19 protein-coding genes are annotated in these 24,718 nt (G+C 70.1%); 7 read left to right on the forward strand and 12 right to left on the reverse strand.

From position 1 onward, the window contains the following. Window positions 1-32: 32 nt before the first annotated feature. The 3 genes from LXM50_RS07045 to LXM50_RS07055 are packed head-to-tail and all read right to left on the reverse strand — an operon-like array spanning window position 33 to window position 3,408. The gene (locus tag LXM50_RS07045; RefSeq protein ID WP_233310594.1) at window positions 33-1,289 is read right to left on the reverse strand and encodes a DUF4350 domain-containing protein; all 1,257 of its coding nucleotides are present in this window, start codon (window positions 1,287-1,289) and stop codon (window positions 33-35) included. Beyond that, window positions 1,286-1,987, reverse strand: a complete 702-nt coding sequence (locus LXM50_RS07050) for a DUF4129 domain-containing protein (protein WP_233310595.1) — start codon at window positions 1,985-1,987, stop codon at window positions 1,286-1,288. The genes LXM50_RS07045 and LXM50_RS07050 overlap by 4 nt, the downstream gene beginning before the upstream one ends. Beyond that, window positions 1,984-3,408, reverse strand: a complete 1,425-nt coding sequence (locus tag LXM50_RS07055; protein WP_233310596.1) for a glycerophosphoryl diester phosphodiesterase membrane domain-containing protein — start codon at window positions 3,406-3,408, stop codon at window positions 1,984-1,986. Before LXM50_RS07055 ends, LXM50_RS07050 begins: the two co-directional genes overlap by 4 nt. A 201-nt stretch (window positions 3,409-3,609) precedes the next feature. On the opposite strand from LXM50_RS07055, the gene mtrA reads away from it, so the two are divergent. The 5 genes from mtrA (at window position 3,610) to hpf (ending at window position 9,432) form a co-directional block, all read left to right on the forward strand. After that, window positions 3,610-4,290 (forward strand): MtrAB system response regulator MtrA, encoded by a 681-nt coding sequence (mtrA, locus tag LXM50_RS07060; protein ID WP_045249345.1) that lies wholly within the window; start codon window positions 3,610-3,612, stop codon window positions 4,288-4,290. A gap of 69 nt (window positions 4,291-4,359) precedes the next feature. Beyond that, a complete protein-coding gene (gene mtrB, locus LXM50_RS07065; RefSeq protein ID WP_233310597.1) occupies window positions 4,360-6,042 on the forward strand; it encodes an MtrAB system histidine kinase MtrB in 1,683 nt (560 codons plus the stop codon). Then, window positions 6,039-7,748 (forward strand): LpqB family beta-propeller domain-containing protein, encoded by a 1,710-nt coding sequence (locus tag LXM50_RS07070; RefSeq protein WP_233310598.1) that lies wholly within the window; start codon window positions 6,039-6,041, stop codon window positions 7,746-7,748. Before mtrB ends, LXM50_RS07070 begins: the two co-directional genes overlap by 4 nt. A 150-nt stretch (window positions 7,749-7,898) precedes the next feature. Then, on the forward strand, window positions 7,899-8,579 hold the full coding sequence (locus tag LXM50_RS07075) for a ComF family protein (RefSeq protein ID WP_233310599.1): 681 nt from the start codon (window positions 7,899-7,901) through the stop codon (window positions 8,577-8,579). A 199-nt stretch (window positions 8,580-8,778) separates the two neighbouring features. Next, window positions 8,779-9,432 (forward strand): ribosome hibernation-promoting factor, HPF/YfiA family, encoded by a 654-nt coding sequence (gene hpf / locus LXM50_RS07080; protein ID WP_233310600.1) that lies wholly within the window; start codon window positions 8,779-8,781, stop codon window positions 9,430-9,432. 113 nt (window positions 9,433-9,545) lie between these two features. Here the strand turns inward: hpf and LXM50_RS07085 are convergent, their stop codons facing one another. Together LXM50_RS07085 and LXM50_RS07090 are read right to left on the reverse strand one after the other, a co-directional pair. Further along, complete coding sequence (locus LXM50_RS07085) at window positions 9,546-10,886, reverse strand: hypothetical protein (protein ID WP_233310601.1); 1,341 nt, start codon at window positions 10,884-10,886, stop codon at window positions 9,546-9,548. Window positions 10,887-10,977: 91 nt separating this feature from the next. Further along, window positions 10,978-11,571 (reverse strand): PadR family transcriptional regulator, encoded by a 594-nt coding sequence (locus LXM50_RS07090; protein ID WP_233310602.1) that lies wholly within the window; start codon window positions 11,569-11,571, stop codon window positions 10,978-10,980. 222 nt (window positions 11,572-11,793) lie between these two features. Here LXM50_RS07090 and LXM50_RS07095 point away from each other — a divergent pair, with 222 nt between their 5' ends. Both LXM50_RS07095 and secA read left to right on the forward strand, forming a co-directional pair. Then, window positions 11,794-13,347, forward strand: a complete 1,554-nt coding sequence (locus LXM50_RS07095) for an HNH endonuclease signature motif containing protein (protein WP_233310603.1) — start codon at window positions 11,794-11,796, stop codon at window positions 13,345-13,347. 314 nt (window positions 13,348-13,661) lie between these two features. Continuing rightward, window positions 13,662-16,463 carry a preprotein translocase subunit SecA gene (gene secA / locus LXM50_RS07100; protein WP_233310604.1) on the forward strand — a complete coding sequence of 934 codons (2,802 nt, stop codon included), beginning with the start codon at window positions 13,662-13,664 and terminating at the stop codon, window positions 16,461-16,463. A 73-nt stretch (window positions 16,464-16,536) separates the two neighbouring features. On the opposite strand, the gene LXM50_RS07105 is transcribed toward secA, so the two are convergent. The 7 genes from LXM50_RS07105 to LXM50_RS07135 form a co-directional block, all read right to left on the reverse strand. After that, window positions 16,537-17,025, reverse strand: coding sequence for a nucleoside deaminase (locus tag LXM50_RS07105; protein ID WP_233310605.1), 489 nt, complete (start codon window positions 17,023-17,025; stop codon window positions 16,537-16,539). A 20-nt stretch (window positions 17,026-17,045) separates the two neighbouring features. Next, a complete protein-coding gene (locus LXM50_RS07110) occupies window positions 17,046-18,536 on the reverse strand; it encodes a cytosine permease (RefSeq protein ID WP_233310606.1) in 1,491 nt (496 codons plus the stop codon). Window positions 18,537-18,682: 146 nt separating this feature from the next. Then, entirely contained in the window at window positions 18,683-20,104 is a 1,422-nt protein-coding gene (locus tag LXM50_RS07115) for a DUF1116 domain-containing protein (protein ID WP_233310607.1), read from the reverse strand. Then, on the reverse strand, window positions 20,104-21,651 hold the full coding sequence (gene fdrA, locus LXM50_RS07120; RefSeq protein ID WP_233310608.1) for an acyl-CoA synthetase FdrA: 1,548 nt from the start codon (window positions 21,649-21,651) through the stop codon (window positions 20,104-20,106). Before fdrA ends, LXM50_RS07115 begins: the two co-directional genes overlap by 1 nt. Before the next feature lie 19 nt (window positions 21,652-21,670). Beyond that, on the reverse strand, window positions 21,671-22,279 hold the full coding sequence (locus LXM50_RS07125; RefSeq protein ID WP_233310609.1) for an ankyrin repeat domain-containing protein: 609 nt from the start codon (window positions 22,277-22,279) through the stop codon (window positions 21,671-21,673). Continuing rightward, window positions 22,276-23,583: a cytosine permease gene (locus LXM50_RS07130; RefSeq protein WP_233310610.1), complete on the reverse strand. Its 1,308-nt coding sequence runs from the start codon at window positions 23,581-23,583 to the stop codon at window positions 22,276-22,278. The genes LXM50_RS07125 and LXM50_RS07130 overlap by 4 nt, the downstream gene beginning before the upstream one ends. Then, window positions 23,583-24,581: a DUF2877 domain-containing protein gene (locus LXM50_RS07135; RefSeq protein WP_233310611.1), complete on the reverse strand. Its 999-nt coding sequence runs from the start codon at window positions 24,579-24,581 to the stop codon at window positions 23,583-23,585. Before LXM50_RS07135 ends, LXM50_RS07130 begins: the two co-directional genes overlap by 1 nt. Between the last annotated feature and the right edge of the window lie 137 nt (window positions 24,582-24,718).

Raw genomic sequence — 24,718 nt, forward strand, 5'->3', positions numbered from 1 at the left:
GGATCCTGCGGATTCGGTGCCGGGACGATCGGTCACGGGGTGCTCCTTTCGATGCGGACGGCGTTCTCGACGGCGGTCTCCAGCTCGGCGAGGCGGCGGGCGTAGGGGACGAGTTCGGCGTCGCTGCCGGGCAGCGGGCCGGTGAGCAGGGCGCGGCAGTCGGCCCGGTCCACGCGGATCCGGTCTGCGGCGGCGTCCGCCACGGCTGAGGGATCCGCCCGGGCGGCCAGGCCCAGGTGCGCGGCGAGGCGGGAGAGCGTGCCGGCGCGAAGCGCATCAGCGGCGTGCGCGGCGTCGGCGGCCTTCGCGGTGAGCCGGGCGCGGCCCAGCATCGTCTCGGAGGCCCGTACCGTGACCGGCAGGGTCTCGGAGACGAGCGGTCCGAACCGGCGTCCGCGCCAGACGGCGGCGAGCAGGGCGGTGATCATCCCCAGGACGATCACGGGCGTCACCCACCCCGGAGTGAGGTCGGCCAGGCTCTTGGGCACGTCGATGTCCGTGCGATCGGAGTCGTCGTAGGAGGGCACGTACCAGACGACGTGCGGCCGTGTGCCGAGCAGCGCGAGACCGAGCGCGGCGTTGCCGTTCTCGGCCAGATGCTCGTTCGTGAACAGCGCGGCACCGTCGACGATCGCGTGACGGCCGTCGTCGCCCTCCGCGATCAGCACCGCGGCGCCCTCGGCCGCGTCGCCGAAGCAGGCCGTGACGCCGGGGTCAGGAAGGAACAGCTGGCCCGGGGCGATGGTCCCGACGTGTGCGAAGGCGGGGACGTCGCAGCCCGCGCGGACGCGGGCCGGCGAGGACGTGAAGGCGTAGGCGCCGAGATCCAGCATCCGCAGCATCCGCGAGCTCGGGGAGATCAGCACCACGTCGTGCGCGGCATCCACGAGCTGCGAGACGGCCGCGTCGGTCAGCGGACTCGGGTCGCTCATCACGAGAGTTGTCTTGTCGTCCAGCCGGGCCGCGGCGTCGGCGTGCGAGCGCACGACCTCGACCGTGACGCCCTGCTGGCGGAGGATCTGCGCGAGTGCCTGCATGCCGCCCGGGCCCGGTCGCTCCGGGTCGAGCGCGTCCCGCTGCGCGGGCGAGGACGACGTCAGCAGCAGGCCCGCGGCGGCGACGACGAGGACGAGCGCGACAACCAGGACCCAGCCCAGGATCCGCCGCACTCGGCGCGGAGCACGCACGAGCGTGCTGGCGGGACGGGCGTCGTCCGCGGAGGACGGGGTGCCGGATCGGCCGTCGGTGCGGGTGGGCGCGGGTGAGCGCGGGGGAGCGGTGCTGCTCATGCGGACACCGCCTCGGGCAGCGCCTGCGGGCGCAGCGCGCGCAGTCGATCGTCGATCTCCGCGAGCGCACGGTACTGGGCGGAGGTGCCGGGATGGCCGAGGTAGCGCACGTCGTCGAAGGCCACCGCGGCGGTGTGCAGCGCCTCGCCCTCGCCGGGGAACGGCACCACGGCCTCGCGGGCGATCGTCTGCGCGGTCGCTCCGGGGGCGGGGGCGATGAGGTCGCGTTCGATGAGGGATCGCGCGACGGCGCGGTAGCGCAGCACGATCGCCTCGGCCCAGTCCTCGTCTCGCGCCGCGCGCTCGGCGTCGGCGCGCAGCTGGGCGGCGGTGCGATCGTCGGCGGATCCGAGGAGCACGGATCCGGCAGAACGGGATCGGGAGCGCCGCGGACGTCCCCAGATCAGCAGCACCGCGATGAGTGCGGCGACGAGCACGGCGCCGATCACGATCGCGGCCCATGGGCCGAGGTCGACGGCGTGCTGCGGCGTGAACAGGTCGGCCAGCCAGTCGATCACGGCGCGCGCCCATTGGTCGATGAGCGTGGGCTTCGCGGCCTGGTACTCGGGCTTCGCCAGCTCCTTCTCCGCCAGTTCGCGCGCGCCGTCGCCGTCGGGGATGAGGGGGATCGCGGCAAGCTTCGCGCCGAGCGCCGTGGGGAGGGCGATCAGGACGGCACGGAGGGCGCGACCCGTCATGGCCGATCGGATCCGGGCGCGGTCCATCCCTCGCCCGGATCCGGGGCGGCCCACGGGCTCTGCTGCGCGGGTGGGATCGGGGCCGGGGGTGCGGGCGGCGCGGGGGGTGCCGGGGGAGCGGCCGGAGCCGCGGAGGGCGGTACGGCGGGCTGGCCCTGGGGCGCGGACGGCGGGACGGCCGGAGCGGCGTAGGGCGGCACGGCCGGGTAGCCCTGTGGCGCGGGTGGTCCCGCGTAGCCCTGGGGGAACGGTGCCCCGGCGTATCCCTGAGGAGCCGGGTATCCCGGAACTGGCCCGGGCGGCAGTGGATACGGGATCGCGGCCGGAGCCGGCCGGAAGCCCGCTCGCACGGCCCTGGCCTGATCCACCCGGAACGGATCCGTGCCGTCGTCGAGACCGGCCGCGCGGCGCTCCACGGTCGCCATCAGATCCTGATCCAGACCTTCGTAGCGCATCCGGCAGTCGATGTAGACGAGCGCACCCGCGGTGGACTGGACGACGGAGCTGATGGACTGCAGCACGACGACGACGATCTCGGTGATGACGAGGCCGACGATCGTGCTCACCGTGAGGGAGAAGTCGGTGCCACCCGTGGGATTGAGCACGGGGCCGAACAGCGAGGTGACCAGGCTGCCGACCGTGCTGATCGCCTGCGTGCCGACGTACGCGATCGCACCGATGAGGAACACGATCCCGAAGGCGAACCAGAACCGCCCGCGGGTCAGCCGCCAGGAGCGCGCGATCGCGGCGCGCACGCCGGCGCCCTCGAGCACCAGCAGCGACGGCACCAGCATCAGCTTGGTGCCGACCCAGATCGACAGCACCACGATTCCGGCGATCCCGGCCAGCACGGCGATGATCGCGAAGGCGATGCCGGCGCCGTCGAAACCGGTCGGCACCGCGATGGCGACGAACGGAACGCCGATGATGAGGACGGCCGCCACCATGCCCGCCACGCCGTAGAGCAGCGTGTAGCCGATGAGCCGCCAGGCGGCGGGGCGCACTCGGTTCCACAGGGCGCCGAGCGTCGCGGTCTCACGCAGCACCGCCGCCCGCACATCGGCGGCGACGATGCCCTGAACGATCGCGCTGAACGCGACGGAGAACAGCCCCATCAGCAGGCCGGCGAGTCCGATGAACGCGATCGAGCCGACGTAGAGCGTGATCCACTCCTGGCTTCCCGGCTGCACGGTGCTCAGCCGGCTCAGGGTCGCGAACGAGACTGCGCCGATGACCGCCAGGACCACGATCATCACGACCAGCTGCACCACGACGGCGAAGCCGAACAGCACCTTGGGGTTGTGCCGCAGCGCCGCGAAGGACTTCCCGAGGATCGTGCCGAACCCGAGCGGGCGCAGCGGGATCAGGCCGGGCTTGGGTGCGGGCGTCCAGCCCTGCGCGTTCACACTCTGCTGGCTCACGAGTCCTCCGGTTCGCGTGTGGGTCCATCGTGTCACACCGCCGTGACACCGGGTCCGGCGACGCGACCGCGCCCGCGGGGCACCCTTCGGGCGACTTCCGCGGGTCGTGAAGTACGCTGGACCGACGTGGGGGCGCTCGCCCGCGCCCACGTCCCGCAAGAGATCCGAACAACGCGAGATCCGAAAGACGACTGCCCGCCCATGACCTCACGCATCCTCGTGGTCGATGACGACACGGCCCTGGCCGAGATGATCGGCATCGTGCTGCGCACGGAGGGCTTCGAGCCCGTGTTCTGCGCGGACGGCGCGAAGGCCGTGGACGAGTGGCGCGCGCAGCGTCCCGATCTCGTGCTGCTGGATCTCATGCTGCCCGGCATGGACGGCATCGAGATCTGCACCCGCATCCGCGCCGAGTCCGGGGTGCCGGTGATCATGCTCACGGCCCGCAGCGACACGGCGGACGTCGTACGAGGCCTCGAGGTCGGCGCCGACGACTACATGGTCAAGCCCTTCAATCCGAAGGAGCTCGTCGCGCGCATCCGCACCCGTCTGCGTCCCACCCCGCAGTCCACCAGTGAGGTGCTGCGCATCGGAGACCTCACCATCGATGTCGACGCGCACGAGGTCCGCCGCGGCAGTGCGCCGATCGCGCTGACGCCGCTGGAGTTCCAGCTGCTCGTCGCGCTCGCCTCCAAGCCCCAGCAGGTGTTCTCCCGCGAGATGCTGCTGGAGCAGGTGTGGGGCTACCACTACAAGGCCGACACCCGCCTCGTGAACGTGCACGTGCAGCGCCTGCGCGCCAAGGTCGAGCTCGATCCCGACAACCCGCGCATCGTCACCACCGTGCGCGGCGTCGGATATCGCGCGGGGAGCGTGGTCTGACCCGCACCCGGGTCATGCCGACGCCCCGGCCGAGAAGAAGCGGTCCCCGCCGATGCTGAAAGTCCGCCGATGACGAACACCGTGGCGCTGGCCGGCGCGGCCGTGCGGGGTGTGCGCCGCGGCAGGCATCGCGCCGCGCAGCTGTGGCGGCAGTCGCTGCGGTTCCGCACCCTGGTGATCGCCCTCGCGCTCACCAGCGTCGCGGTGCTGGTGACGTGCGTGGCGATGGCGCTCGCCGTGCAGAACAACCTCTGGGAGTCGCGCAAGGACCAGGCGCTCAACGACGCGTCCCGCGCGGCCAGGTCGGCGCAGGCGGTTCTGACCTCCGCGAACACACAGGGGACGCAGACGGCCGTGTTCGGGCTGATGCGCGACGTCAGCGACACGGTCCAGACCGTCTCGTCGTCGAGGGTGCTCGGCGTCTTCCCGCTCGATTCCCGGCCGTCGTCGGCGGGATTCACGCTCGGCGGCTTCAGTCGGGACGAGCTCGTCACCGATCAGTTGCAGCAGCGCGTCGCGAAGGACAGTGCCAAGCAGTGGTGGCAGCCGGTCGCGCTCAGAGACGCCGACGGCTCCACGCACGCGGGCATCCTGGTGGGGCAGCAGCTCACAGCCTCGGGATTGGGCTCGTATGCCCTCTACATCGCCTACGACCTGACCGACACCGAGCAGACTCTCGTGCTCGTACAGGGGAGCCTGTGGGTGGCGGGCATCGTGCTCGTCGCGTTGATCGGGCTGATCGCCTGGTTCGCGCTGCGCACGGTCGTGCATCCGATCACGGAGGCCGCCGACACGAGCGCGCGCTTTGCCGGCGGCGACTTCGACGTCCGCCTGCCCGTGCGCGGTCAGGACGAGCTCGCGACGCTCGGGCGCTCGTTCAACGCGATGGCCGACAGCATCGAGGCGCAGATCAAGGAGCTCGGCGAACTGTCGCTCGTGCAGCAGCGATTCGTCTCGGACGTGTCGCATGAGCTGCGCACGCCGTTGACCACGATCCGGCTGGCGGCCGAGATGCTCAACGATCGCCGGGACGAGTTCGACCCGACGACCGCGCGCACCGCGGAGCTGCTGCAGACGCAGGTGCACCGATTCGACACGCTGCTCGCGGATCTGCTGGAGATCAGCCGCTACGACGCGGGCTCCGTGCAGCTGGAGACCGAGGCGATCAGCCTCGCGCACCTTGCCGAGGACATGGTGGACGACATGCGTCCGCTGGCCGCGACGCACGACACGGAGCTGCGTTTCGTCGCCCCCGGCGGGCACACCCCGGTGGATCTCGACCCGCGCCGCGTGCGCCGCATCCTGCGCAACCTCATCGGCAATGCGATCGAGCACGGCGAGGGACGGCCCATCGTCATCACAGTGGACAGCGGCCAGGATGCGGTGGCGGTCGGCGTGCGCGATCGCGGCATGGGCATGACCGCCGAGGACGCGGAGCGCGTGTTCGACCGGTTCTGGCGGGCGGACCCCTCGCGCACGCGCACCATCGGCGGCACCGGACTGGGACTGTCGATCGCTCTGGGCGACGCGCGGCTGCATCGGGGCACCCTCGCCGTCTGGTCGCAGCCCGGAGAGGGCACCAACTTCGTGTTGACGCTGCCGCGCGGCGCGCAACCGCTGGACGGCGCGTCGCCGGTGCCTCTGGAGCCGGTCGAAGCGATCGCGGAGATCGGTGTGAACACCGCGCCGATCGTCCAGCTCGGCGATCAGGCGCGCATGACGCCGACCGCCGGAGGGCAGGAGGAGTCATGAGAATCGGACGGATCCTGCGTGGGGCGGCGGTCGCGCTTGCTCTCCTCGGGCTCACCGCCTGCGCGTCGCTGCCTGTGACCGGTGACGTGCGGCCGGGGCTCGCCGCCGATCAGAACGATGGCGGGTCGGATCTCGCGTTCGTGCCGCAGGGGCCATCGGACGGGATGGATCCCAAGGAGATCGTGCGCGGGTTCATCGACGCGGCCTCCAGCCCGAAGGAGAGCTGGGGCATCGCGCGGCAGTTCCTCACCTCCGGCGAGGCCCAGAAATGGAAGCCGGATGCCGGGGTCACGATCGACACCGGATCGGCCGGGCGCCGCTTCGACCTGCCCGACCTGCCGAAGGACGCCACCTCGGCGTCCGTGCGCCTGGGCCTGCAGCAGACAGGAATCGTGGACGAGACGGGCGCCTACTCCGGGACGCCCGTGAACCGCGCGGCCGACCTTCCGTTCGAGCTGGTGAAGAACAAGGACGGGCAGTGGCGGATCTCGGCGGCGCCGGACGGCATCGTGCTGGACGCGGACTCCTTCGCGGCCGCGGACGTGTTCGCCCCCTACGAGCTGCAGTACTTCGATCCGACCTGGACCTACCTGGTTCCCGATGTGCGGTGGTTCCCGAAGCGGGAGAACACCGCGAGCAGGATCGTGCAGTCGCTGGTCAGCGGCAAGCCCAGCTCCTGGCTGACCGGCGCGGTGCGCACGGCGTTCACCGGCGACATCGCGCTGGGCCGCAACACCGTCACCCTGGATTCGCAGGTCGCCGAGGTCGCCCTCACCAATGCGGCCGCGGACGCGGATCCGGTCACGCTGGCGCGTATGCGCACCCAGCTCGAGCGCAGCCTGAGCGGGCTGGGCGTGCTGCAGGTGAAGCTCACGGTGGCGGGCCGTGATCTGAGCGCGGGATCCGCCCCGGCGTCGTCGACGTCGGTCGACCCGCGCCCACTCGTGCTGACCGACAAGGGGTTCGGCTATCTGGCGGGCGGCGAGCTCGTGCCGATCGCCGGCGTCTCGGCGCCGCTGGAGGGCTTCCCCGAGCCGATCACCGCGATCCGTGCGGCCACCGGCGCCCAGCGCGTGGCTGTGCAGGGTGCGAGCGGCATCGTGTACGCCGTCACAGACGGCAGGACCGACGAGATCGACACGCGCCCCGGGCTCATCCCGCCGACGCTGGATCCGTTCGGCTACATCTGGACCGTGCCGCAGACGTCGCCCTCGTCGATCCTGGCCTGGTCCAGCCTGGGGAAGTCCCAGCCGGCCCTCGCCGGACCCGCGGATGCCGGTCAGATCACGGCGATGGCGGTGAGCAGGGACGGCGCCCGGCTCGCGATGGCGGTGAGCGCGAACGGCCAGGTCCGCATCGAGGTCGCCGCGATCACCCGGGACGACCGCGGTGCGCCCACGGCGATCGGCGTGGCGAACCCGAACGTGATCGCCTGGCCGGCGGGGGCGACGGACATCGCCTGGCTGGATGACGCGACCGTGGGCGTGCTGACGACCGACGGGTCCAGCATGGTTCTGCGCGCGCAGCAGGTCGGCGGACCTGCGAAGACCGTCGACGTGCCTGATGCGACCCAGTCGATCGCGCCGGCATCGCCGACCACGAGCGTGCAGCTGTTCGGCAACGGCGTGCTGTGGGTGCGCAGCGGACCGACTCCGACGCAGGTGAGCACGAACGTCAAGGTGCTCGCCGTGCAGCTGGGCGGCTGAGGCCCGCGGTCCTCGATGGTCCGGCTCCGAGCGGAGATCGGGTCGACGGACGGTATCGACCATCCTGCACAGGCGCCGGATCGCGCCCGTTCCGCACCGATCGCGGTCGCGGACCTCGGGTGATGATGCCGGGCGGGCACTCTTGGGTGCATGCCCCGCGAGATGTCATCCGCCCTGCTGCCCGCCGACGGGGTCGTGCGCCGGCTCCTGCGGGAGGTCGCCGACTTCGCCTTCGCCTCCGTCTGTGCCGGCTGCGGCGCGGCCGGCACGGCCTTGTGCGGCTCGTGTGCGGTTGGTCTCGCGCCGAGCGTGGTGCGGCCCCGTTCCGAGGTCGTCGCGCTGCGCGCAGGGCTCGTGTTCGACAGCGCCGCGGCGGCCGTGCTGCGCGCGGTCAAGGAGGACGGCCAGACCTCGCTGATCCGGTCGCTGCGGCCGGCGCTCGATGCGGCCGTGGACGACTTGTGCGGCGGACCTTCTCCGCCGCATCGCATCGACGTCGTCGTGCCCGTGCCGACGACGCGGGCGGCGTTCCGGCGGCGGGGATTCCGGCTGCCGGAGCTGCTGGCCCGCGGCACGGGTATCCCGATCCTGCGGGCGCTGTCCTACACGCGCCGGGTGCGGGATCAGCGCGGACTCGGCGTGCAGGAGCGCCGGAGCAACCTCGCCGGTGGTCTCGTCGCCACGAGGGCGGGCGGCGGTCGGGCCGCCCTGATCGTCGACGACGTGATCACCACTGGGGCGACCTGTGAGGAGGCCGCCAGAGCGCTCCGCTCGGCGGGGTTCCTGGTCGTGGGCGCGGTGGCGGTCGCGGCCACCCGGCGACGGGGATGACGTCCCGGCTGCCGTTCACGCACCGCCGCGAACGGTGCGCGAACGGCGCGGATGCGCATCATGGCGGACCGTGATGCGGATCCTCACGACACGCAGATGAATTGTGGATGACATCACGGGATCCGACGACTACGGTGGGGACTCACAAAGGCGACCACGGTCCGCCCTTGGCCGGGCGGACCGGAACAAGGAGGTCAGGATGGAAACGAACATCGTCGGTGTCGGAGTCGGCATCAGCGATCGATTCCGAGCGGTGGTCGAAGAGAAGACCGCACGGATCGCGACTATCGCGACGAAGGCGCAGAGCCTCGACGTGAAGGTCACTCATCGTTCCTATCGCGGCGGTCATGTGGAGGACGAGACCGTCGAACTCACTCTCATCGGAAAGGGGCCGCTGGTGCGCGCGGAGGCGCGCGACGCGGACAAGTTCGTGGCGCTGGATCTGGCCGTGGACAAGCTCATCGAGCAGGTCCGGCGGGCCAAGGAGCGCCGCATCGACGGCCGTCACCATCCGCGCGGCGCGCGCTTCGAGAAGGGCACCGGCGAGCTCGCGGGCATCGACGTCAGCCCCGTCTCCGCAGACACCCTGCACGCGGTCTCGACGGGAGCGATCCCGACCATCGAGGTCGAGGAGGAGTACTCCCCGGTCGTCATCCGCACGAAGAACTTCGATGCGGAGTGGATGACCGTCGAGGAGGCCGTCGACCGCATGGAGCTGGTCGGGCACGACTTCTTCCTGTTCGTGGACGCACGCAGCGACCACCCGAGCGTCGTGTACCGCCGCAAGGGCTGGGACTACGGCGTGATCTCGCTCACCACCCAGGCGGCTCCCGTCGAGGCTCTCGTGAGCTGACGGCCCTCGGTCAGACGACGATGCACCCCGGCCTTCGAGGCCGGGGTGCATCACTGTGTGCGAGGTGCGATCGTGCCGGATCCGCTGCGGCGCGGCCCGATGAGCCGACGCCGTCAGTCGAAGATGTCGCCGAGGAGCCCGCCGATGACGAGGCCGCCGAGCACGCCGGTCACGACGTCTCCGCCGCCCGATCCGCGTCCGCCGCCCCAGCCGTTGCCGCCGCCTCCGCCCCAGCCGCCGCCTCCACCCCAGCCCTGGTCGGGGCGGGACCGGTCGATGTCGTGCTGGGCGAGCTGCAGCGCCTCCGCGGCGAGCTGCGCGACACGTCGTGCGGTGCTGAGAGCCTCCTCGCGGGTCTCCTCGGCGGGCAGCAGCGACGGCGCATCCACGCGCAGTCGCTCGGCTTCGGCGAGGCGCGTGCGGGCATCCGCGCCGATCCAGCCGCGGTGACCTTCGATCAGGCCGCGCGCGACTCCGAGCTGCCGGTCCGCGTCATCGAGCGCATGCTGCACCGTGGCGATCGTGGGCAGCGGGTGCTCCGCGCGGTAGCGGGCGGCCGCGATGGCCGCATCCAGCGCGGTGTTCGCCGCGCGCAGGCGGGTGAGCTCGCCGAACGGGTCGGTCCGGCTGCCCGCAGGGGCGAGCGAGTTCAGCGCGCGCTGCAGCTCGGTCGCCGCCGCGGCCACGGTCGGTGCATCGGGAGCCATCGGCAGAGCGGCCAGATCGCCTCGGGAGTCGGCGACGACCTCGGCGAGCGTGGACTCGGCCCGCAGCGCCTCGATCTCGAAGTCGTCCACGGCGTCCAGCAGAGCCGCGGCGCGACGTGTGGCCTCGGTCGCCGTCTCGAGCGCGAGCACGGCCTCCTGGTTGCGGCCGGCGTCGCGGCGCCGCTCGAACACGTCGGCCCCGTGGTTCGCGAAGACCACGAGCTGAGCCGCCTCCTCGGCGCTCTTGGCGATGCGCTGCATGGCGGCATCGGAGTATCGCGTGGCCAGCCGTTCCACGGACGCCTGCGCCTGAGGCACGCGGCCTTCCAGCGCCGCCGCGTCCGCCCGTACCTTGGCGACCACCTGCGGGGCGTTGCGCACGCGCGCGACCGCGTCGGCGATCGCGGCGGACTTCTCGTCGATCAGGTCCTCGGCCCACTGGCACAGCTGCACGATGCGGGCGTTGCGGGTGCGCAGCTCCTCCGCGGTGTCCGGGATCTCGTCGTGGTTCAGCTGGTGCAGCTGGAACGCCTCGCCCATGTGAGTGCGCACCGCTTCGAGAGCCTGGTTGAAGTCGGCCGTCATCTCGTCGCCGAGCTCGGCGGTGGCGAAGGCCAGCTCGTCGGAGGACGTGCGGATCCGCTCGTCGGCGGCGACGATCGCCTGCTCGGCGCGGCGCGCGAGATCCGCGTCCTGCGCCTGCAGTTCTTCCTGTTCACGTTTGCGTCTGCCCCAGAAACCGGCCATGCGCCGATCCTATGGTCCCGGACCGTGCGCGGGCTGTGGATCCGCTACGCCCTCGGCGATCAGGCCGTCGTCGGCCCGCCGCCTCGGGTGCTCAGACGACGACGCGCGCAGGGCGGCCGCGCTTGGGGTGCTCTGTCGACAGCTCCAGCGCGAGGGTGTGCTGCGGATACGCGGCGATGCGCTGTTCGGCCTGGTCGAGCCAGCGCAACTCGGCCTCAGCCGTGGAGATCAGTGCGTCGATCACGAGCGCTCGGGCGAGCTGTTCGGGTCCGTCTGATGTCGCGGCGGTCGGCGCCGAGCGCTGCAGCTCCTGCAGCCGTGCGAGCGAGGCCGCTCGCTGCGCGCGGAAGACGGCGGCGACATCGATGCCGGGCAGCGTCGCAGCGACGGCGAGTTTGATCGCGAGTTCGTCGCGGGTGCCGGTGGCGCGCTCGACGGGGGAGGAGAGCCAGCCCGCGACCTCCGCGGATCCGGCGTCCGTGATCGCCCAGTACACATGCCCCTGGTCGTCGGCGTCGCCGCGCTCGACGAGCCCGTCGCGTTCCAGACGTTCGAGCGTGTTGTAGATCTGACCGACGTTGAGGGGCCAGGTCGAGCCGGTGCGCCGATCGAATTCGGCACGCAACTGATACCCGTAACACGGGCCCTGATCGAGAATGGCGAGGAGGCTCTGGCGCACCGACATGAGTATTTCCTTTCCCGGAATCTGTTTCCGAGTATATGCATACCGGGAAAGCTGATCGGTGTTCGATGATGCGGGCGTGTCGGGTGGTCGATGCCTTCTTCGATCCACGAGAAGCGGGTGTTGGATCGTGGTCTGGATTTCGTGATCTGTTCGTGACTTTTCCGATCCTGATCTGGTTCTTTCAGGGTCTGGAATGTCGGTGGTCCCGGGTTGAATGGGGGTATGACGAGCTCGACCGGCACAGCGACCGATCCCGGGGTGGACCCGGTGGATCCGGTCGTCCTGCTCGCCGCGCTCGTGGACGGGTTGGAGACGACAGAGGCGACGATCATCCGGTTGCAGGCGCTGAAGGAAACACACCTCGCGGTCGCGCAGCGCCTCGCCGAGCACCTCGCGTCAGAGTCAGGGTCGGGTGTACGGGGCGAGTCGGTGGAGCTTGCATCCCGGTCCGTCGCGGCGGAGTTGGCGGGGGTGCTGCACATGTCGGACCGGGTCGTGCAGGCCCGGATGGCCCGCGCCGCAGAACTCGTCGCCCGGTTCCCGGTGACGATGCAGGCGTTCACGGAGGCGCGGATCGGCCCGGCGCATGTGCGGCAGATCCAGGACGCCGGGGCACGTCTCGACGATGAGGCCAGGGTGGAGTTCGAGCAGGTCGCGGTCGCCGCCTCTGTCGGGGAGACTGCGCATCGGGCGAAGCGGGTCGTGGAACGGGTCGCCGAGCGGCTCTCTCCGCGGTCGTTGACGGATCGGCACCGGGACGCGCAAGAAGACCGTCGGGTGTGGCGGGAGGAGCTCGAGGACGGGCAGAAGATGCTCGGGTTGATCCACGCGACCGCGGTGATCGACGGGATCTTCGACCGGCTCACCCAGCAGGCCCGGATGGTGCAGGTCGCCAACACTCAGGCGGGGAAAGATGACGCGGGATGCGGCATCGAGGCGGACGCGCTCGGCGATCCGGCCGACGACCGCCTGATCGATCAGTTGCGTGCGGACCTGTGCGCCGACACCCTGCTCACCGGAACCCCATCCGGGCACGACACGGCGGACGGACTGCTGTCGGCGATCCAGGCGCGGGTCGAGATCACGGTTCCTGTACTCACCCTGATGAAGACTGACGGCGACGCGACCGGAACGGCGGCGGGCGCGACCGGATCACTGACGGGCGCGAGCGGTTCACCGGCAGGCGACAGCCCCGCGTTCGGCATCGGCACCGAGCAGCCAGGCGAATTCGCCGGCACGGCCGACGGCGTAAACGGCTCGCGCACCAGCACCGCGACCAGCACCGGCAGCCCCGGGTTCGGCATCCGTGCCGAGCAGCCCGGGGAACTCGCCGGAGGGCAGCCCATCGACACCGACACGGCCCGGATCCTCGCCGGCGGAGCTACCGCCTGGGAACGGGTGCTCACCCACCCGGTCACGGGGGCAGTCCTCGCCGTGGATCATTACCGGCCCAACACCGACCTGCGGCGGCTGCTGCATGCGAGAGATTCCCGGTGTCGGTTCCCGACCTGCGGGCTCCCGCCCACAGCCCACGACCTCGACCACACCGTGGACGCCGCATGCGGAGGCCCGACTGAGGAAGGCAACCTCGGCGGGCTCTGCCGAAGGCACCACGTGTTGAAGCATCAAACGGCGTGGAAGGTGAAGCAACGCGGCGCCGGGGTCCTCGAGTGGACCAGCCCGGCCGGAGCGACCTACATCGACCGGCCGCCCTCGCCCGTGACCTTCACCATCGACGAACCGGATCCACCACCCGCCGCCGACCCGCCCTTCTGACCCACCGGACAGATCCGGACCGTCGCCGCCCTCGCGCGGGCATCGCATCGGCCACCCCGCCGCTCCGATCCCGCGCGGGAATCGGATCCGCTGAGTCCGGAATCCCGACCCGGTCGTTCCCGTCGTCCTTCTGCCGGGCAGCCGGACAGCCGGATCCGGGGTCGGCGCGGGCGTCCGGCAACCGCTTCGACGAGTCCCGGTCCCGCCCAGGGGATCGACAAGTCACGGCCCGGTAACATGGGTGCGTATGCCGTGCGCGCGACGCGCGCGGTGCCCGAGAAGATCGGGCACAGACCCCTAGGGAGATGGAATCCGTGGCGAATCCTCTTGAGAAGCTGCTGCGCGCGGGCGAGGGACGGATCCTGCGCCGCCTGAACGGCGTCGTCAAGGCCGTGAACGCGCTCGAGGACGACTTCGCGAAGCTCAGCGACGAGGACCTCCGCAATGAGACCGCGGAGCTGCGCGCGCGGTTCGAGAAGGGCGAGACGCTCGACCAGCTCATGCCCGAGGCCTTCGCCGCTGTCCGCGAGGCGGCCAAGCGCACGCTCGGCATGCGCGCCTATGACGTCCAGATCATGGGCGGCGCCGCGCTGCACGAGGGCAACATCGCCGAGATGAAGACCGGTGAGGGCAAGACGCTGGTGGCGACCTTCCCGTCCTACCTGAACGCCATCGCCGGCCAGGGCGTGCACGTCATCACCGTGAACGACTTCCTCGCGTCGTATCAGTCCGAGCTCATGGGGCGCGTCTACCGCGCGCTCGGCATGACCACCGGCGTGATCGTCTCGGGGCAGACCCCCGAGGTGCGCCGCGAGCAGTACAACGCCGACATCACCTACGGCACGAACAACGAGTTCGGCTTCGACTACCTGCGCGACAACATGGCCTGGCGCAAGGAGGACCTCGTCCAGCGCGGCCACTTCTTCGCCATCGTCGACGAGGTCGACTCGATCCTCATCGATGAGGCGCGCACGCCGCTGATCATCTCCGGCCCGTCGTCGGGCGAGGCCAACCGCTGGTTCGCGGAGTTCGCGAAGATCGCGCGCACGCTCGAGCCTGGTGAGGACTACGAGGTCGACGAGAAGAAGCGCACCGTGGGCGTGCTCGAGCCCGGTATCGAGAAGGTCGAGGACTACCTCGGCATCGACAACCTCTACGAGTCGGCCAACACTCCGCTGATCTCGTTCCTGAACAACTCGATCAAGGCGCTCGCGCTGTTCAAGCGCGACACCGACTACGTCGTGATGAACGACGAGGTCATGATCGTCGACGAGCACACCGGGCGCATCCTGGTCGGACGCCGCTACAACGAGGGCATCCACCAGGCCATCGAGGCCAAGGAAGCGGTTCCGGTCAAGGCCGAGAACCAGACCCTCGCCACCGTCACGCTGCAGAACTACTTCCGCCTGTACGACAAGCTCGCGGGCATGACCGGAACGGCCGACACCGAGGCCGCCGAGTTCATGTCCACGTACAAGCTCGGCGTCGTGCCGATCCCCACCAACCGGCCGATGATCCGCCAGGACAAGGCCGACCTCGTCTACAAGAACGAGACGGCCAAGTTCGCGCAGGTCGTCGAGGACATCGCGGTGCGGCACGAGAACGGACAGCCGGTGCTGGTCGGCACCGTCAGCGTCGAGAAGAGCGAGTACCTCTCCCGGCTGCTCAGCAAGAAGGGCATCAAGCACGAGGTCCTGAACGCGAAGAACCACGCCCGCGAGGCCGAGATCGTCGCCCGCGCCGGCCGGCTCGGCGCCGTCACCGTCGCCACCAACATGGCGGGCCGTGGCACCGACATCATGCTCGGCGGCAACGCGGAGTTCCTCGCGGTGCAGGAACTGAAGTCCCGCGGTCTGGATCCGGTCGAGACGCCGGAGGAGTACGAGCAGGCCTGGGACGAGACCTACGAGGCCATGAAGGCCAAGGTCGAGGTCGAGGGCTCGAAGGTCGTCGACGCGGGCGGCCTGTACGTGCTGGGGACCGAGCGGCATGAGTCGCGCCGTATCGACAACCAGCTGCGCGGCCGTTCCGGTCGCCAGGGCGACCCCGGCGAGAGCCGGTTCTACCTCAGCCTCACCGACGACCTCATGCGGCTGTTCCAGCAGGGCGCCGCCGAGGCGATCCTCGCCCGCACCAACTTCCCCGAGGACATGCCGATCGAGTCGGGCCTGGTGACCCGCGCGATCCGCAGCGCGCAGAGCCAGGTCGAGGCGCGCAACGCCGAGATGCGCAAGAACGTCCTCAAGTACGACGACGTCCTCAACCGTCAGCGCGAGGCGATCTACACCGACCGCCGGCACATCCTCGAGGGCGACGACATCGCCGACCGGGTGAAGCACTTCGTGGAGGACGCGATCGGCGCGATCGTCGACGACCACACCGGCGTGGGGCACACCGAGAGCTGGGACTTCGACAGCCTGTGGACCGAGCTGAAGACGCTGTACCCGGTCGACGTCACGATCGACGAGGTCGTCGCCGAGGCCGGCGGGCGCAAGGGCGGGATCACGGCGGACGGGCTCAAGCGCGAGCTCGTCTCGGACGCCATGGTCGCGTACGAGACGCGCGAGACGTCGCTCGGAGATGCGGCGACCCGCGAGCTGGAGCGTCGCGTGGTGCTGCAGGTGCTGGACCGCCGCTGGCGTGACCACCTCTACGAGATGGACTACCTGAAGGACGGCATCGGCCTGCGCGCGATGGCGCAGCGCGATCCGCTGGTCGAGTACCAGCGCGAGGGCTACTCGATGTTCCAGGCCATGATGGGCCAGATCAAGGAGGAGTCGGTCGGCTACCTCTACAACCTCGAGGTCGAGGTGCGCCAGGCCGGCGAGGAGGGCATCACCGAGGTCGAGGCCAAGGGGCTCGCCGAGTCGGCGGGCGACCAGCGCCTGGAGTACTCCGCGCCCAATGATGCGGGCGACGTCGAGGTCCGCAACGACCGCGGTCAGGTGCAGCAGGCGGCCACTGATCGCCTGCGCCAGGCGGCCGCGCGCGCCCAGTCCGAGAACGAGGAACCCGCCGAGCCCGCCGCACGCGGCGCCTTCGGGCAGCGCGTCGAGGGCGCTCAGGCGGCTCCGGTGAACCGCGCCGAGCGTCGCGCCCAGGGCAAGAAGAAGTAGTCCCGCCGAACACCGGCGCACACGAAGGAGGCCGGCACCCGTAGGGGGTGCCGGCCTCCTTCGTCGGTGACGGTCAGACGTTCCGCCGCTGGAACTCGGTCCAGATCGAAGCGCAGTCCTCACGGCCGCTGTCGAGGTGGATCATGTCGAGCGTCGAGGTGTCGCTCCCGTCGAGGTAGCGCCTCAGGTGCACATCGCTGAAGCCGTTGTCTCCGGCGTCCTCGTGGGTCGACGCGTAGAAGCAGGTCGTGATCCCCGCCCACATCATCACGGCGACGCACATCGGGCAGGGCTCGCACGTCGCGTACATCACGTGGCCCGACAGATCCAGGGTGTCCAGCTTCCGGCACGCCTCGCGCACGGCGACCATCTCGGCGTGCCCGGAGATGTCCGTCTCGCGCAGCACGGTGTTTCCGACCGCGACGACGATCTCGCCGGAGGGATCCACGAGCGTGGCGCCGAAGGGGCCGCCGTCGCCCGCGCGCAGACCTTCGAGAGTGACCTCGACCGCAGGGGCGAAGTAGCTGTCCAGCACGTCGGCCGGGGGAGTGGCGGGGGTCATGATGTCTCCTTCGTTGCGGTTCAGCCGCGTCGGCGTGCGGCCAGGGTGAGCACGGCGTATCCGACGAATCCGATGAACAGGCCGGCGAAGAACGCGAGGTTCTTGACCTGCACCAGGAAGTCCACGTTCGTGAGGACCGTCCCCGACATCGTGATGACGAAGCTCACGATCAGCAGGCCCACCGCGCGCCAGTTGTAGGCCGGCAGGGAACCCTTCTGGCCGCCCTTGTAATCGGCGTAGATGCCGTCGAGATCGAGCGTCTTGCGGCTCTCGATGAAATAGGAGGCGAGCATGATGCCGGCGATCGGACCGAACATGGATCCGATGAACGAGTAGAACAGGAAGAGCACGTCGGTGTTCTCCAGGAACACCCACGGCAGGATGAGCGTGCCGAGGATCGCGGAGAGCACGGCGGCGCGCTTGACCGTGAAGACCTTCGGCATCTGCGCGGTGAGCTGCAGGCCCGCGGGCAGCATGTTGCCGAACACGCAGAACGCGATCGCGCCGATGTTCATCGCGAGGATGAGCAGAACGACCACGAACGGATTGCCGATCGAGTTGATCGCCTGCACGAACACACCCGGACTGTTGATGTCGAACGCGCCGCGGGTCGCGACCTGCAGTGAGGCCATGAACGACACGGTCACCAGCGTGAACAGGATGTACGAGCCGATCACGCCGATCGGGAATCCGACGGCCGGCGCCTTCATCGAGGTGGCGTTGCGGGTGTAGTCGCCCGTGTTCACGATCGGTCCCGCCCAGTTCGACACGAGGGCGGAGACGCAGCTGATGAAGATCAGCGGCGTCACGGCGGTGTGCACCGCCTGGAAGGCGAAGACCTGGCCGAAGCCGCCCGCATTGACCACGGCCAGCACGACGGCGATGACGACGAGGACGAACACCGCGGGGTTGGCCCAGGTGCTGAACCGGCCCAGGAACCTCTGCCCGCCGAGGAACAGCGCCACCGTGATCGCCCAGGTGACCAGGTACGAGATCGCGGTCGGAATGGGCAGGCCGAGGAGGTCCGCCCCACCGCCGATGTCCATGTAGCCGGGGAAGATCGTCGTGAACACCACGTCGAAGGCCTTCGCGGACGAGACCATGGTGAGGCCGAAGAACACGACGCCCGCGATGATCCCGCGGATCCAGGTGGGCAGCAGCGCGCCCTTGTGACCGAAGGCCTCGCGGAGCTGCATCGCGAACGGCACGCCGTACTTCGCCGCCGCCTGGCCGTTCAGGATGTAGCCGATCGAGACGATCACCGCCGAGGTCATGATCGCGGCGACGACCTGCCACGCCGACAGCCCGAGGGCGAAGAAGCCCACGACGGTGAAGTACGACAGGATGTTGTGGATCGGGCCCATCCACACGGTGATGAACTGCGCGGTCTTCCACGTGCGATCCTGCGGGCGGATCGGCAGCACGTCATCGGCGTAGCCGCGCCTCGAGTACTCCGCGATGCGGTCGGCGCCGGGATCCACCAGGGTGGGGTCGATGGGGGGTGTGGACATCGTCATCCATTTCTGTCGGCACGGTGCGCGGCGCCGTGCGGGAGGAGCAGAAGCGGCGCTGGAGGCGGATCAGCGTCGCCGGCGTGAGGACGCCGGCGTTGGTGGCCGGTGCGGGCGGATCGGGCGCCCGCACCGGCTGTCGGGGGTCAGGCGATGCGGTCGGCGAGTGCGACGAGCGCCTGCTGGAACGCCTCGACCGGCGGGTGCGTGATGCCCGCGCCGATCATGCCGATGCCCGGATCCTTGTGCGCGATCGCGGTGTTGATGATCGGCAGGATGCCGGTCTCCATGACCTTGCGCACATCGATGCCGGTGGGCACGCCCATGAAGTCGAGCGCCGGGATCGTCACGTTCGGGTTATTGCCGGTCGTGATCGCGTTCATCGTGCGCGAGTAGCCCATGGCCTCGTCCACCGTGCCGCCGACGAGGGCGACGATCGCGGGGGCGGCAGCCATCGCGAAGCCGCCGATGCCGAACGTCTCGGTGATCGCGGAGTCGCCCATGTCCAGCCCGGAGTCGGCCGGGGTGTAGCCGGCGAACATCGGGCCGATGACCTGCTGCGCGGGTCCGGTGAACCACTGGCCGCCGGTGCCGGACACGCGGATGCCGAAGTCGACGCCGTTGCGCGCCATCGTGGTCACCACCGTGGAGTTCTCGATGCCGTTCGCCGCGTCCAGCGACGCCTTCGCGGTGACCATCCAGGTCGGACCGGAGAAGTAGTCCGACGACGCGACGAAGTCGAAGACCTCGCGCTTCTCGGTGGTGGTGAAGTCCGTCTCGAGGATGTAGGGCGCGAGTGCCTGGATCAGCAGCGTGGTGCCCGCCACGTTGCGGTTGTGCGCCTCATCGCCCATGTGCAGCGCCTGGGAGAGCATGAGGCGCAGGTCGATCCCGTCGGTGTTGAGCCTCATCGCGCCCGAGAGTACGGGGCCGAACACGTCGCGCATCCAGTTCAGGCGGTCGATGACCGACTGGTCGTTGGCGCCGAAGCGGAGGATCTTGGACAGCTGCTCCGAGAGGTTCGTGAAGGCGAGGTTGCCGTGCGTGCGGTTGCGCACCTGGTGCACCCACATGCTGGCGCTCGTGACGCCCGCCATCGAGCCGACCGACTGGTGCTCGTGGCAGGGCGAGAACGTGATCTCGCCGGAGGCGGCGAGTTCGAACGCCTCGTCGAGATCCGCGGCGAGTCCCTCGAACACCAGCGCACCGGTCACGGCGCCCTTCATGGGGCCGGACATACGCGTGAACTCGATCGGCGGACCGGCGTGCAGGATCGTCTTCGCGGTCATCCCCGGGACGACGTCGATCGCCTGGCCGAAGCCCTCCAGGAACGGCTGGGCCGACAGGATCCGGCTCAGCGCCTCCTGGTTGGCGGCGTCGATCTTCGCGGCGACGGTCGGGTCCTCGAGTCGGCTGAGCGCGGCGATGACCTCGGGGTCGCCGCCGCCGGGCGGGGTCCAGTCCATCAGCACGGGACTCACGCCCTGCGCCGCGAGGTCCTCAGCGAACATGTCGAGGCCGAGGTTGACCGGCTTCAGCGCGGATCCGAAAAGTTCGTTGACGCTCATCAGTTGTCACCCTTCGCGACGAATTCGCGGGCCAGCAGCCCGAGGTTGGTGGAGGAGGAGGCGATGGTCACGCCGGCCGCCTCGAGCTTCGCGACCTGGTCGGCGATGGCCGGGGTGTCCAGGTCGGTGCCGAGCACGTAGCCGAGGATCTCGAGGTGCTGCCCGCGCGCGGCGGCCTTGGCCTTGGCCTCCTGGATCGCGGGGACGGTCACGCCCACCGGGTCCTCGTGCGAGCCGAATCCGAGGATGAAGTCCATCGCGATGACGCCCACGGTGGGGTCGTCGGCCTCCTGGACCAGGCGCTGCAGGCGCAGCGTCGGGTCGATCATCGGGTGCGGACGGCCGTTGGTGAAGTCGTCGTCGCCCATGTCGAGGAAGGTGTGCTCGCGGGACGCGTCCATCGCGCCGATGACGCGCGCCGGATCCTTCTGGATGTTGGAGTACACGTTGTCGTAGGTCGCGAGGGCCGCGAACATCGCCTCGTCGCACAGCGTGCCGCCGCAGAACAGACCGCGCACGTAGGTCTGCTCGGGGGCGAGCTTGGCGCGCACCTCCTCGATCAGGGGGAGGTTCAGCGGGTGCTTGTCGAGCGTGGACTCGTCGATGCCGCTCGCGACGACCGCCGCGATCGCGGTCGGCTTGGTGCCGGCGACGAGGGTGACGTTGTCGTAGCCGCTCTCGGTGCGCGTGGAACCCAGGAAGGTGACCACGACGGGCTTGGACGCGGCGCCGGCCGCGGCGAGCACCTTGTCGGCGACGTCCTCGGCCGGGGGCTTGGAGACGACGACGATCACTGCTGTCTCCGGATCCGCATCGAGGGCCGTGATGCCGTCGATCATGGAGATGCCGCCGATCTCGGTGCTGAGGTCGCGTCCGCCCGTGCCGATCAGCTGCGAGACGCCGCCGCCGAAGTCGTGGATCCGCACGCTCAGCTCCTGGCTGCCGGTGCCCGACGCGCCGACGATGCCGATGGAGCCGCGGCGGACCGCGTTCGCGAAGGCGAGGCCGGTGCCGTTGATGATCGCGGTGCCGCAGTCCGGCCCCATGACCAGCAGGCCCTTCTCGTGCGCCAGCGTCTTGAGGGCCAGCTCGTCCTCGACCGACACGTTGTCGGAGAAGATCATCACGTGCTTGCCGGCGTTCAGGGCCTTGCGCGCCTCGCGGGCCGCGAACGCGCCGTTCACCGAGATGAGTACGAGATTGCTGTCGGGGACCTCGGCGAACGCACCGTCCAGGGTGCGGTAGCGCACCTCGGTCGCGCCTGCCGCACCCTTGTTCTTGCGTGAGAGGATGTCGTCGACCGCCTGGATCGCCGCCTCGATGGTGTCGTCCGAGGCATCGACGACGATCATGAGATCGCTTGGCTTGGCCTCGTCGATCGCCGGATCCTGGACGCCGACGTTGAGCAGCACCTCCTTGTTCATCGGCGTGGCCATGCCGAGCAGTGCCTGGGTCACGCCGTCGACGGCGTTCGCCTTGGTGCTCATGGACATGAGCGAGACCGAGTCGAGGTAGGTGTTCTTCCTGATTTCGATGTGCCTGGTCATCGTGTTCCTTTCGGGAGTCTCAGGCCTGGGGGCGCTCGAGGATGGCGACGATCTCGTCGTATCCGCGCTCGCGGGCCAGGTCGGCGGGGGACGTGCCCCACGGGTCGGGCATGCCGGGCTTGGCGCCGTGTGCGAGCAGCAGCTCGACGATCTGCTGGCGCACCGGCCCGCCGTCGCCGAGGATGATCGTCTCGATCAGCGCGGTCCAGCCCAGGTTGTTGGTGAGGTTGACGTTGATGCGGGTGTTCTCCAGCAGATAGCGGACGACCTCCAGGTGTCCCTTCTCCGCCGACGGCGTGAGGCCGTTGCCGCCCATCCGGGTGAGCCGCTTGAGGTCGGCACCGGCCTCGACCATGACGGTCACCAGCTCGAGGTCGTCGTTGATGCACGCGAACAGGAACGGGTTGGACTGCGTCTGGTCCTGGGCATCCAGGTCCACGCCTTCCGCGATGAGCGCGCGCACGACATCCAGATGACGGCCGCGGGCGGCCAGCAGGATCGCCGACGCCTCCTCGCGGTCCTGCGCGTCCTTGTCCGCGCCGTCGGCGAGGGCGGCACGGACGCCGTCCAGATCGCCGGCGGATGCGGCAGCGAGGTAGCGTTCGTCGGCACCGTTCGAAGCGGTCATCGGGTCGTCTCCTTTGCGAGGGTGTTCCGCGAGCGAGGGGACCGCTCGAGGATGAGGTAGGCGAGGCACCCCACGACGAGACCGACGACGGCGTCGCTCAGCACCGGGGCGAAGAAGTGCGAGAGCAGCGCGGCCCCGGCGCCGATCGCCCAGGCGACGAGGGCGGTCCAGCGGAAGCGCTGCGGGGCACGGTCGGCGTTGCGCGCGCCGAGGATGATCTGGTCGGCGATGAGGACGGCGCCGAGCGGGGGCACCAGCACGCCTAGCAGGACGAGCCAGTTCACGAAGTAGTGCCACGCGCCGAGCACGGCGACGAGGGTGCCGATGACGCCGAGGATCAGGGTGAGCACGCGCATCTTCGAGCGGGTCAGGTGCGACCACCCCAGCGCGCCGTTGTAGAGGCAGTGCGTGCAGACCGAGCCGAGGTTGATCACGACGAAAACCAGCAGGAACACGTCGAGCAGCGGATTGTGCGTGCTGGTGAGGATGGGCGCGAAGTTGCCGCCGTTCGTCGCGGGATCGACGATCGCGCCCGCGGCGACGAACAGTGCGCCGCTGAGCTGGGCGACCAGGCTCGCGACCGGGAACGCGGTGACCGTGGCCATGACCGCCTCCTTGCCGTTGCGGGCCCAGCGGGTGAAGTCGGCGGTCATCGTGCCGGAGTCGGCGAATGTCGCCATGATCGCGGTGACCGCGACGCCGAACGACATCGCCCCGCCGCCGACGCCCTTGTAGCCGAACACGGCCGAGAAGTCGTGGTTCTGTGCGGCGATGGTGATCGCGATGATGACGGCCGCGATGAACAGCGGCGCAGCGATCGATCCGAGCACCGAGAGCGCGCGGATGCCGAGGTAGGTGATGGCGATGAACACCAGTCCGGCGAGGCCCGCGACCAGGGTCTCGTTCCAGCCGAATGCGGTGCCGAGGCTGGCTCCGGTGGCGCCCGTGTTGAAGGCGAACCAGCCGACCACGACGGTGGCGAGGAAGCCCGAGGCGATCGCGTACCCGGCGGTGCCGAAGGTCTCCGTGGCCTGCAGCGAGAAGCTCTTGCCGGTGCGACCAGCGCGCCAGCTGAGCAGGCTCACGTAGACGAACATGATCGCGTTCGCGGTGAGGATCGCGCCGACACCCGGCCAGAATCCGAGCATGGCGACGACGAGGCCGCCGGGCACGGCATTCGTGAGGATCATCGGGAAGCCGAACCACACCGCGGAGACGGTGAAGAGCGACTTTCGATGGTTCAGCGGGACGGGTTCGTGCTCGAACTCCGAGGTGCTGCTCTCCGCCGTTGCGGTCTTCGTCATCACACGTGCTCCTTCTGGACGATCCCGGACATCGGCGTCGCGGGGACGGGTGCGGAGGCGGTGCGCAGCGCCGCCTCGGTGCGCAGGGCGAGGCGGACGCCGTGCAGCATGTCCGTGCCCGAGGTGTGCCCGATGGCCGCGACACGCACGGCCGCGGCCTCGATGCGTGCGTCGTCGCGGTCGCGCACGGCACGGACGAGCGCATGCAGGCTCTGCGGAGCGCGGGCGCGCAGCGCGTGGCGGATGGTGACGGCGCTCAGCAGGGTCGTCCGCTCGGCGCCGTCGTCGTCGAGTGCGGCGGTCAGCGAGGGGAGCGCGCTGCGCAGCCGCATGCCGCGCTGCGCGCTCACGAACGCGAGCCCCGTGAGGACATCGTCACCGGAGGGGGTGAGGCCCTCGCCGAGCCCGAGCAGCCGGCTCGCGGCGTCGGCGATCCCGGCCGGATCCCGCTGCAGCAGCGCCGCTTCGAGTGCCTCTCCGAGCTGGGCCAGTAGGGCGGAGGCCGCGCGACCGAACGCGGTCTGCGCGGCGGGAGCGGGCGAGCGCGCGATGATCTCCTCGGCGTGCAGCAGCTGCGACGGGGACAGCGCGCACAGGCAGACGTCGGAGGGGGTCCAGGGGGCGGCGGGGCCGGTCAGCACCGCGATCGGCCCGTTCTTCGTCTCGATCCGGAAGCCGTCGGGGGCGATCGACACGTCGTCTCCCGGCTCCACCTGGAGCGCGGTCCAGTCGTCGACGGGGACGCGGACGGTGGCGGGGGCGTCGTCGAGGTCCGGCGAGACGAGGGCGACGAGCTCGTCCGCGATGCGAAGGTTCACCGCGCGACGGTGCACCGAGTGCACATGATGGCGCGATTCGGAACCGGTGGGGGCCGCCGGTCGAACGCGGGCCAGCACGGAACGGGTCTGCGCGGGGTCGGCGGCGCGCGAGAGCGTCTCCTCAAGCGCGGCATCCCAGGTGATCGCGCGCACGGCGACGGGGGTGGCGACGGGGGTCATCGTCTTCTCTCCGACACCTCCGCGGGGCCAGGGCGACGACTGCGGAGGATGGTCAAGTGTTCATGGAAATGTATACCATCGATTGAAATGGAGTACCATTCCTGAATCACCACCGGTCGCGACCGCGGCCTCAGCAC

Source organism: Microbacterium sp. Au-Mic1 (assembly GCF_021341785.1).
Lineage (GTDB): Bacteria > Actinomycetota > Actinomycetes > Actinomycetales > Microbacteriaceae > Microbacterium.

What these genes read in the sequence shown, in the direction of transcription:
- LXM50_RS07125 (WP_233310609.1), bottom strand. Translation starts at nt 22,279, where the DNA reads ATGACCGCTTCGAACGGTGCCGACGAACGCTACCTCGCTGCCGCATCC.
- LXM50_RS07090 (WP_233310602.1), bottom strand. Translation starts at nt 11,571, where the DNA reads ATGTCGGTGCGCCAGAGCCTCCTCGCCATTCTCGATCAGGGCCCGTGT.
- LXM50_RS07070 (WP_233310598.1), top strand. Translation starts at nt 6,039, where the DNA reads ATGAGAATCGGACGGATCCTGCGTGGGGCGGCGGTCGCGCTTGCTCTC.
- LXM50_RS07115 (WP_233310607.1), bottom strand. Translation starts at nt 20,104, where the DNA reads ATGAGCGTCAACGAACTTTTCGGATCCGCGCTGAAGCCGGTCAACCTC.
- LXM50_RS07110 (WP_233310606.1), bottom strand. Translation starts at nt 18,536, where the DNA reads ATGTCCACACCCCCCATCGACCCCACCCTGGTGGATCCCGGCGCCGAC.
- mtrB (WP_233310597.1), top strand. Translation starts at nt 4,360, where the DNA reads ATGACGAACACCGTGGCGCTGGCCGGCGCGGCCGTGCGGGGTGTGCGC.
- LXM50_RS07130 (WP_233310610.1), bottom strand. Translation starts at nt 23,583, where the DNA reads ATGACGAAGACCGCAACGGCGGAGAGCAGCACCTCGGAGTTCGAGCAC.
- LXM50_RS07045 (WP_233310594.1), bottom strand. Translation starts at nt 1,289, where the DNA reads ATGAGCAGCACCGCTCCCCCGCGCTCACCCGCGCCCACCCGCACCGAC.
- LXM50_RS07075 (WP_233310599.1), top strand. Translation starts at nt 7,899, where the DNA reads ATGCCCCGCGAGATGTCATCCGCCCTGCTGCCCGCCGACGGGGTCGTG.
- LXM50_RS07135 (WP_233310611.1), bottom strand. Translation starts at nt 24,581, where the DNA reads ATGACCCCCGTCGCCACCCCCGTCGCCGTGCGCGCGATCACCTGGGAT.
- LXM50_RS07050 (WP_233310595.1), bottom strand. Translation starts at nt 1,987, where the DNA reads ATGACGGGTCGCGCCCTCCGTGCCGTCCTGATCGCCCTCCCCACGGCG.
- LXM50_RS07095 (WP_233310603.1), top strand. Translation starts at nt 11,794, where the DNA reads ATGACGAGCTCGACCGGCACAGCGACCGATCCCGGGGTGGACCCGGTG.
- LXM50_RS07105 (WP_233310605.1), bottom strand. Translation starts at nt 17,025, where the DNA reads ATGACCCCCGCCACTCCCCCGGCCGACGTGCTGGACAGCTACTTCGCC.
- fdrA (WP_233310608.1), bottom strand. Translation starts at nt 21,651, where the DNA reads ATGACCAGGCACATCGAAATCAGGAAGAACACCTACCTCGACTCGGTC.
- LXM50_RS07085 (WP_233310601.1), bottom strand. Translation starts at nt 10,886, where the DNA reads ATGGCCGGTTTCTGGGGCAGACGCAAACGTGAACAGGAAGAACTGCAG.
- hpf (WP_233310600.1), top strand. Translation starts at nt 8,779, where the DNA reads ATGGAAACGAACATCGTCGGTGTCGGAGTCGGCATCAGCGATCGATTC.
- mtrA (WP_045249345.1), top strand. Translation starts at nt 3,610, where the DNA reads ATGACCTCACGCATCCTCGTGGTCGATGACGACACGGCCCTGGCCGAG.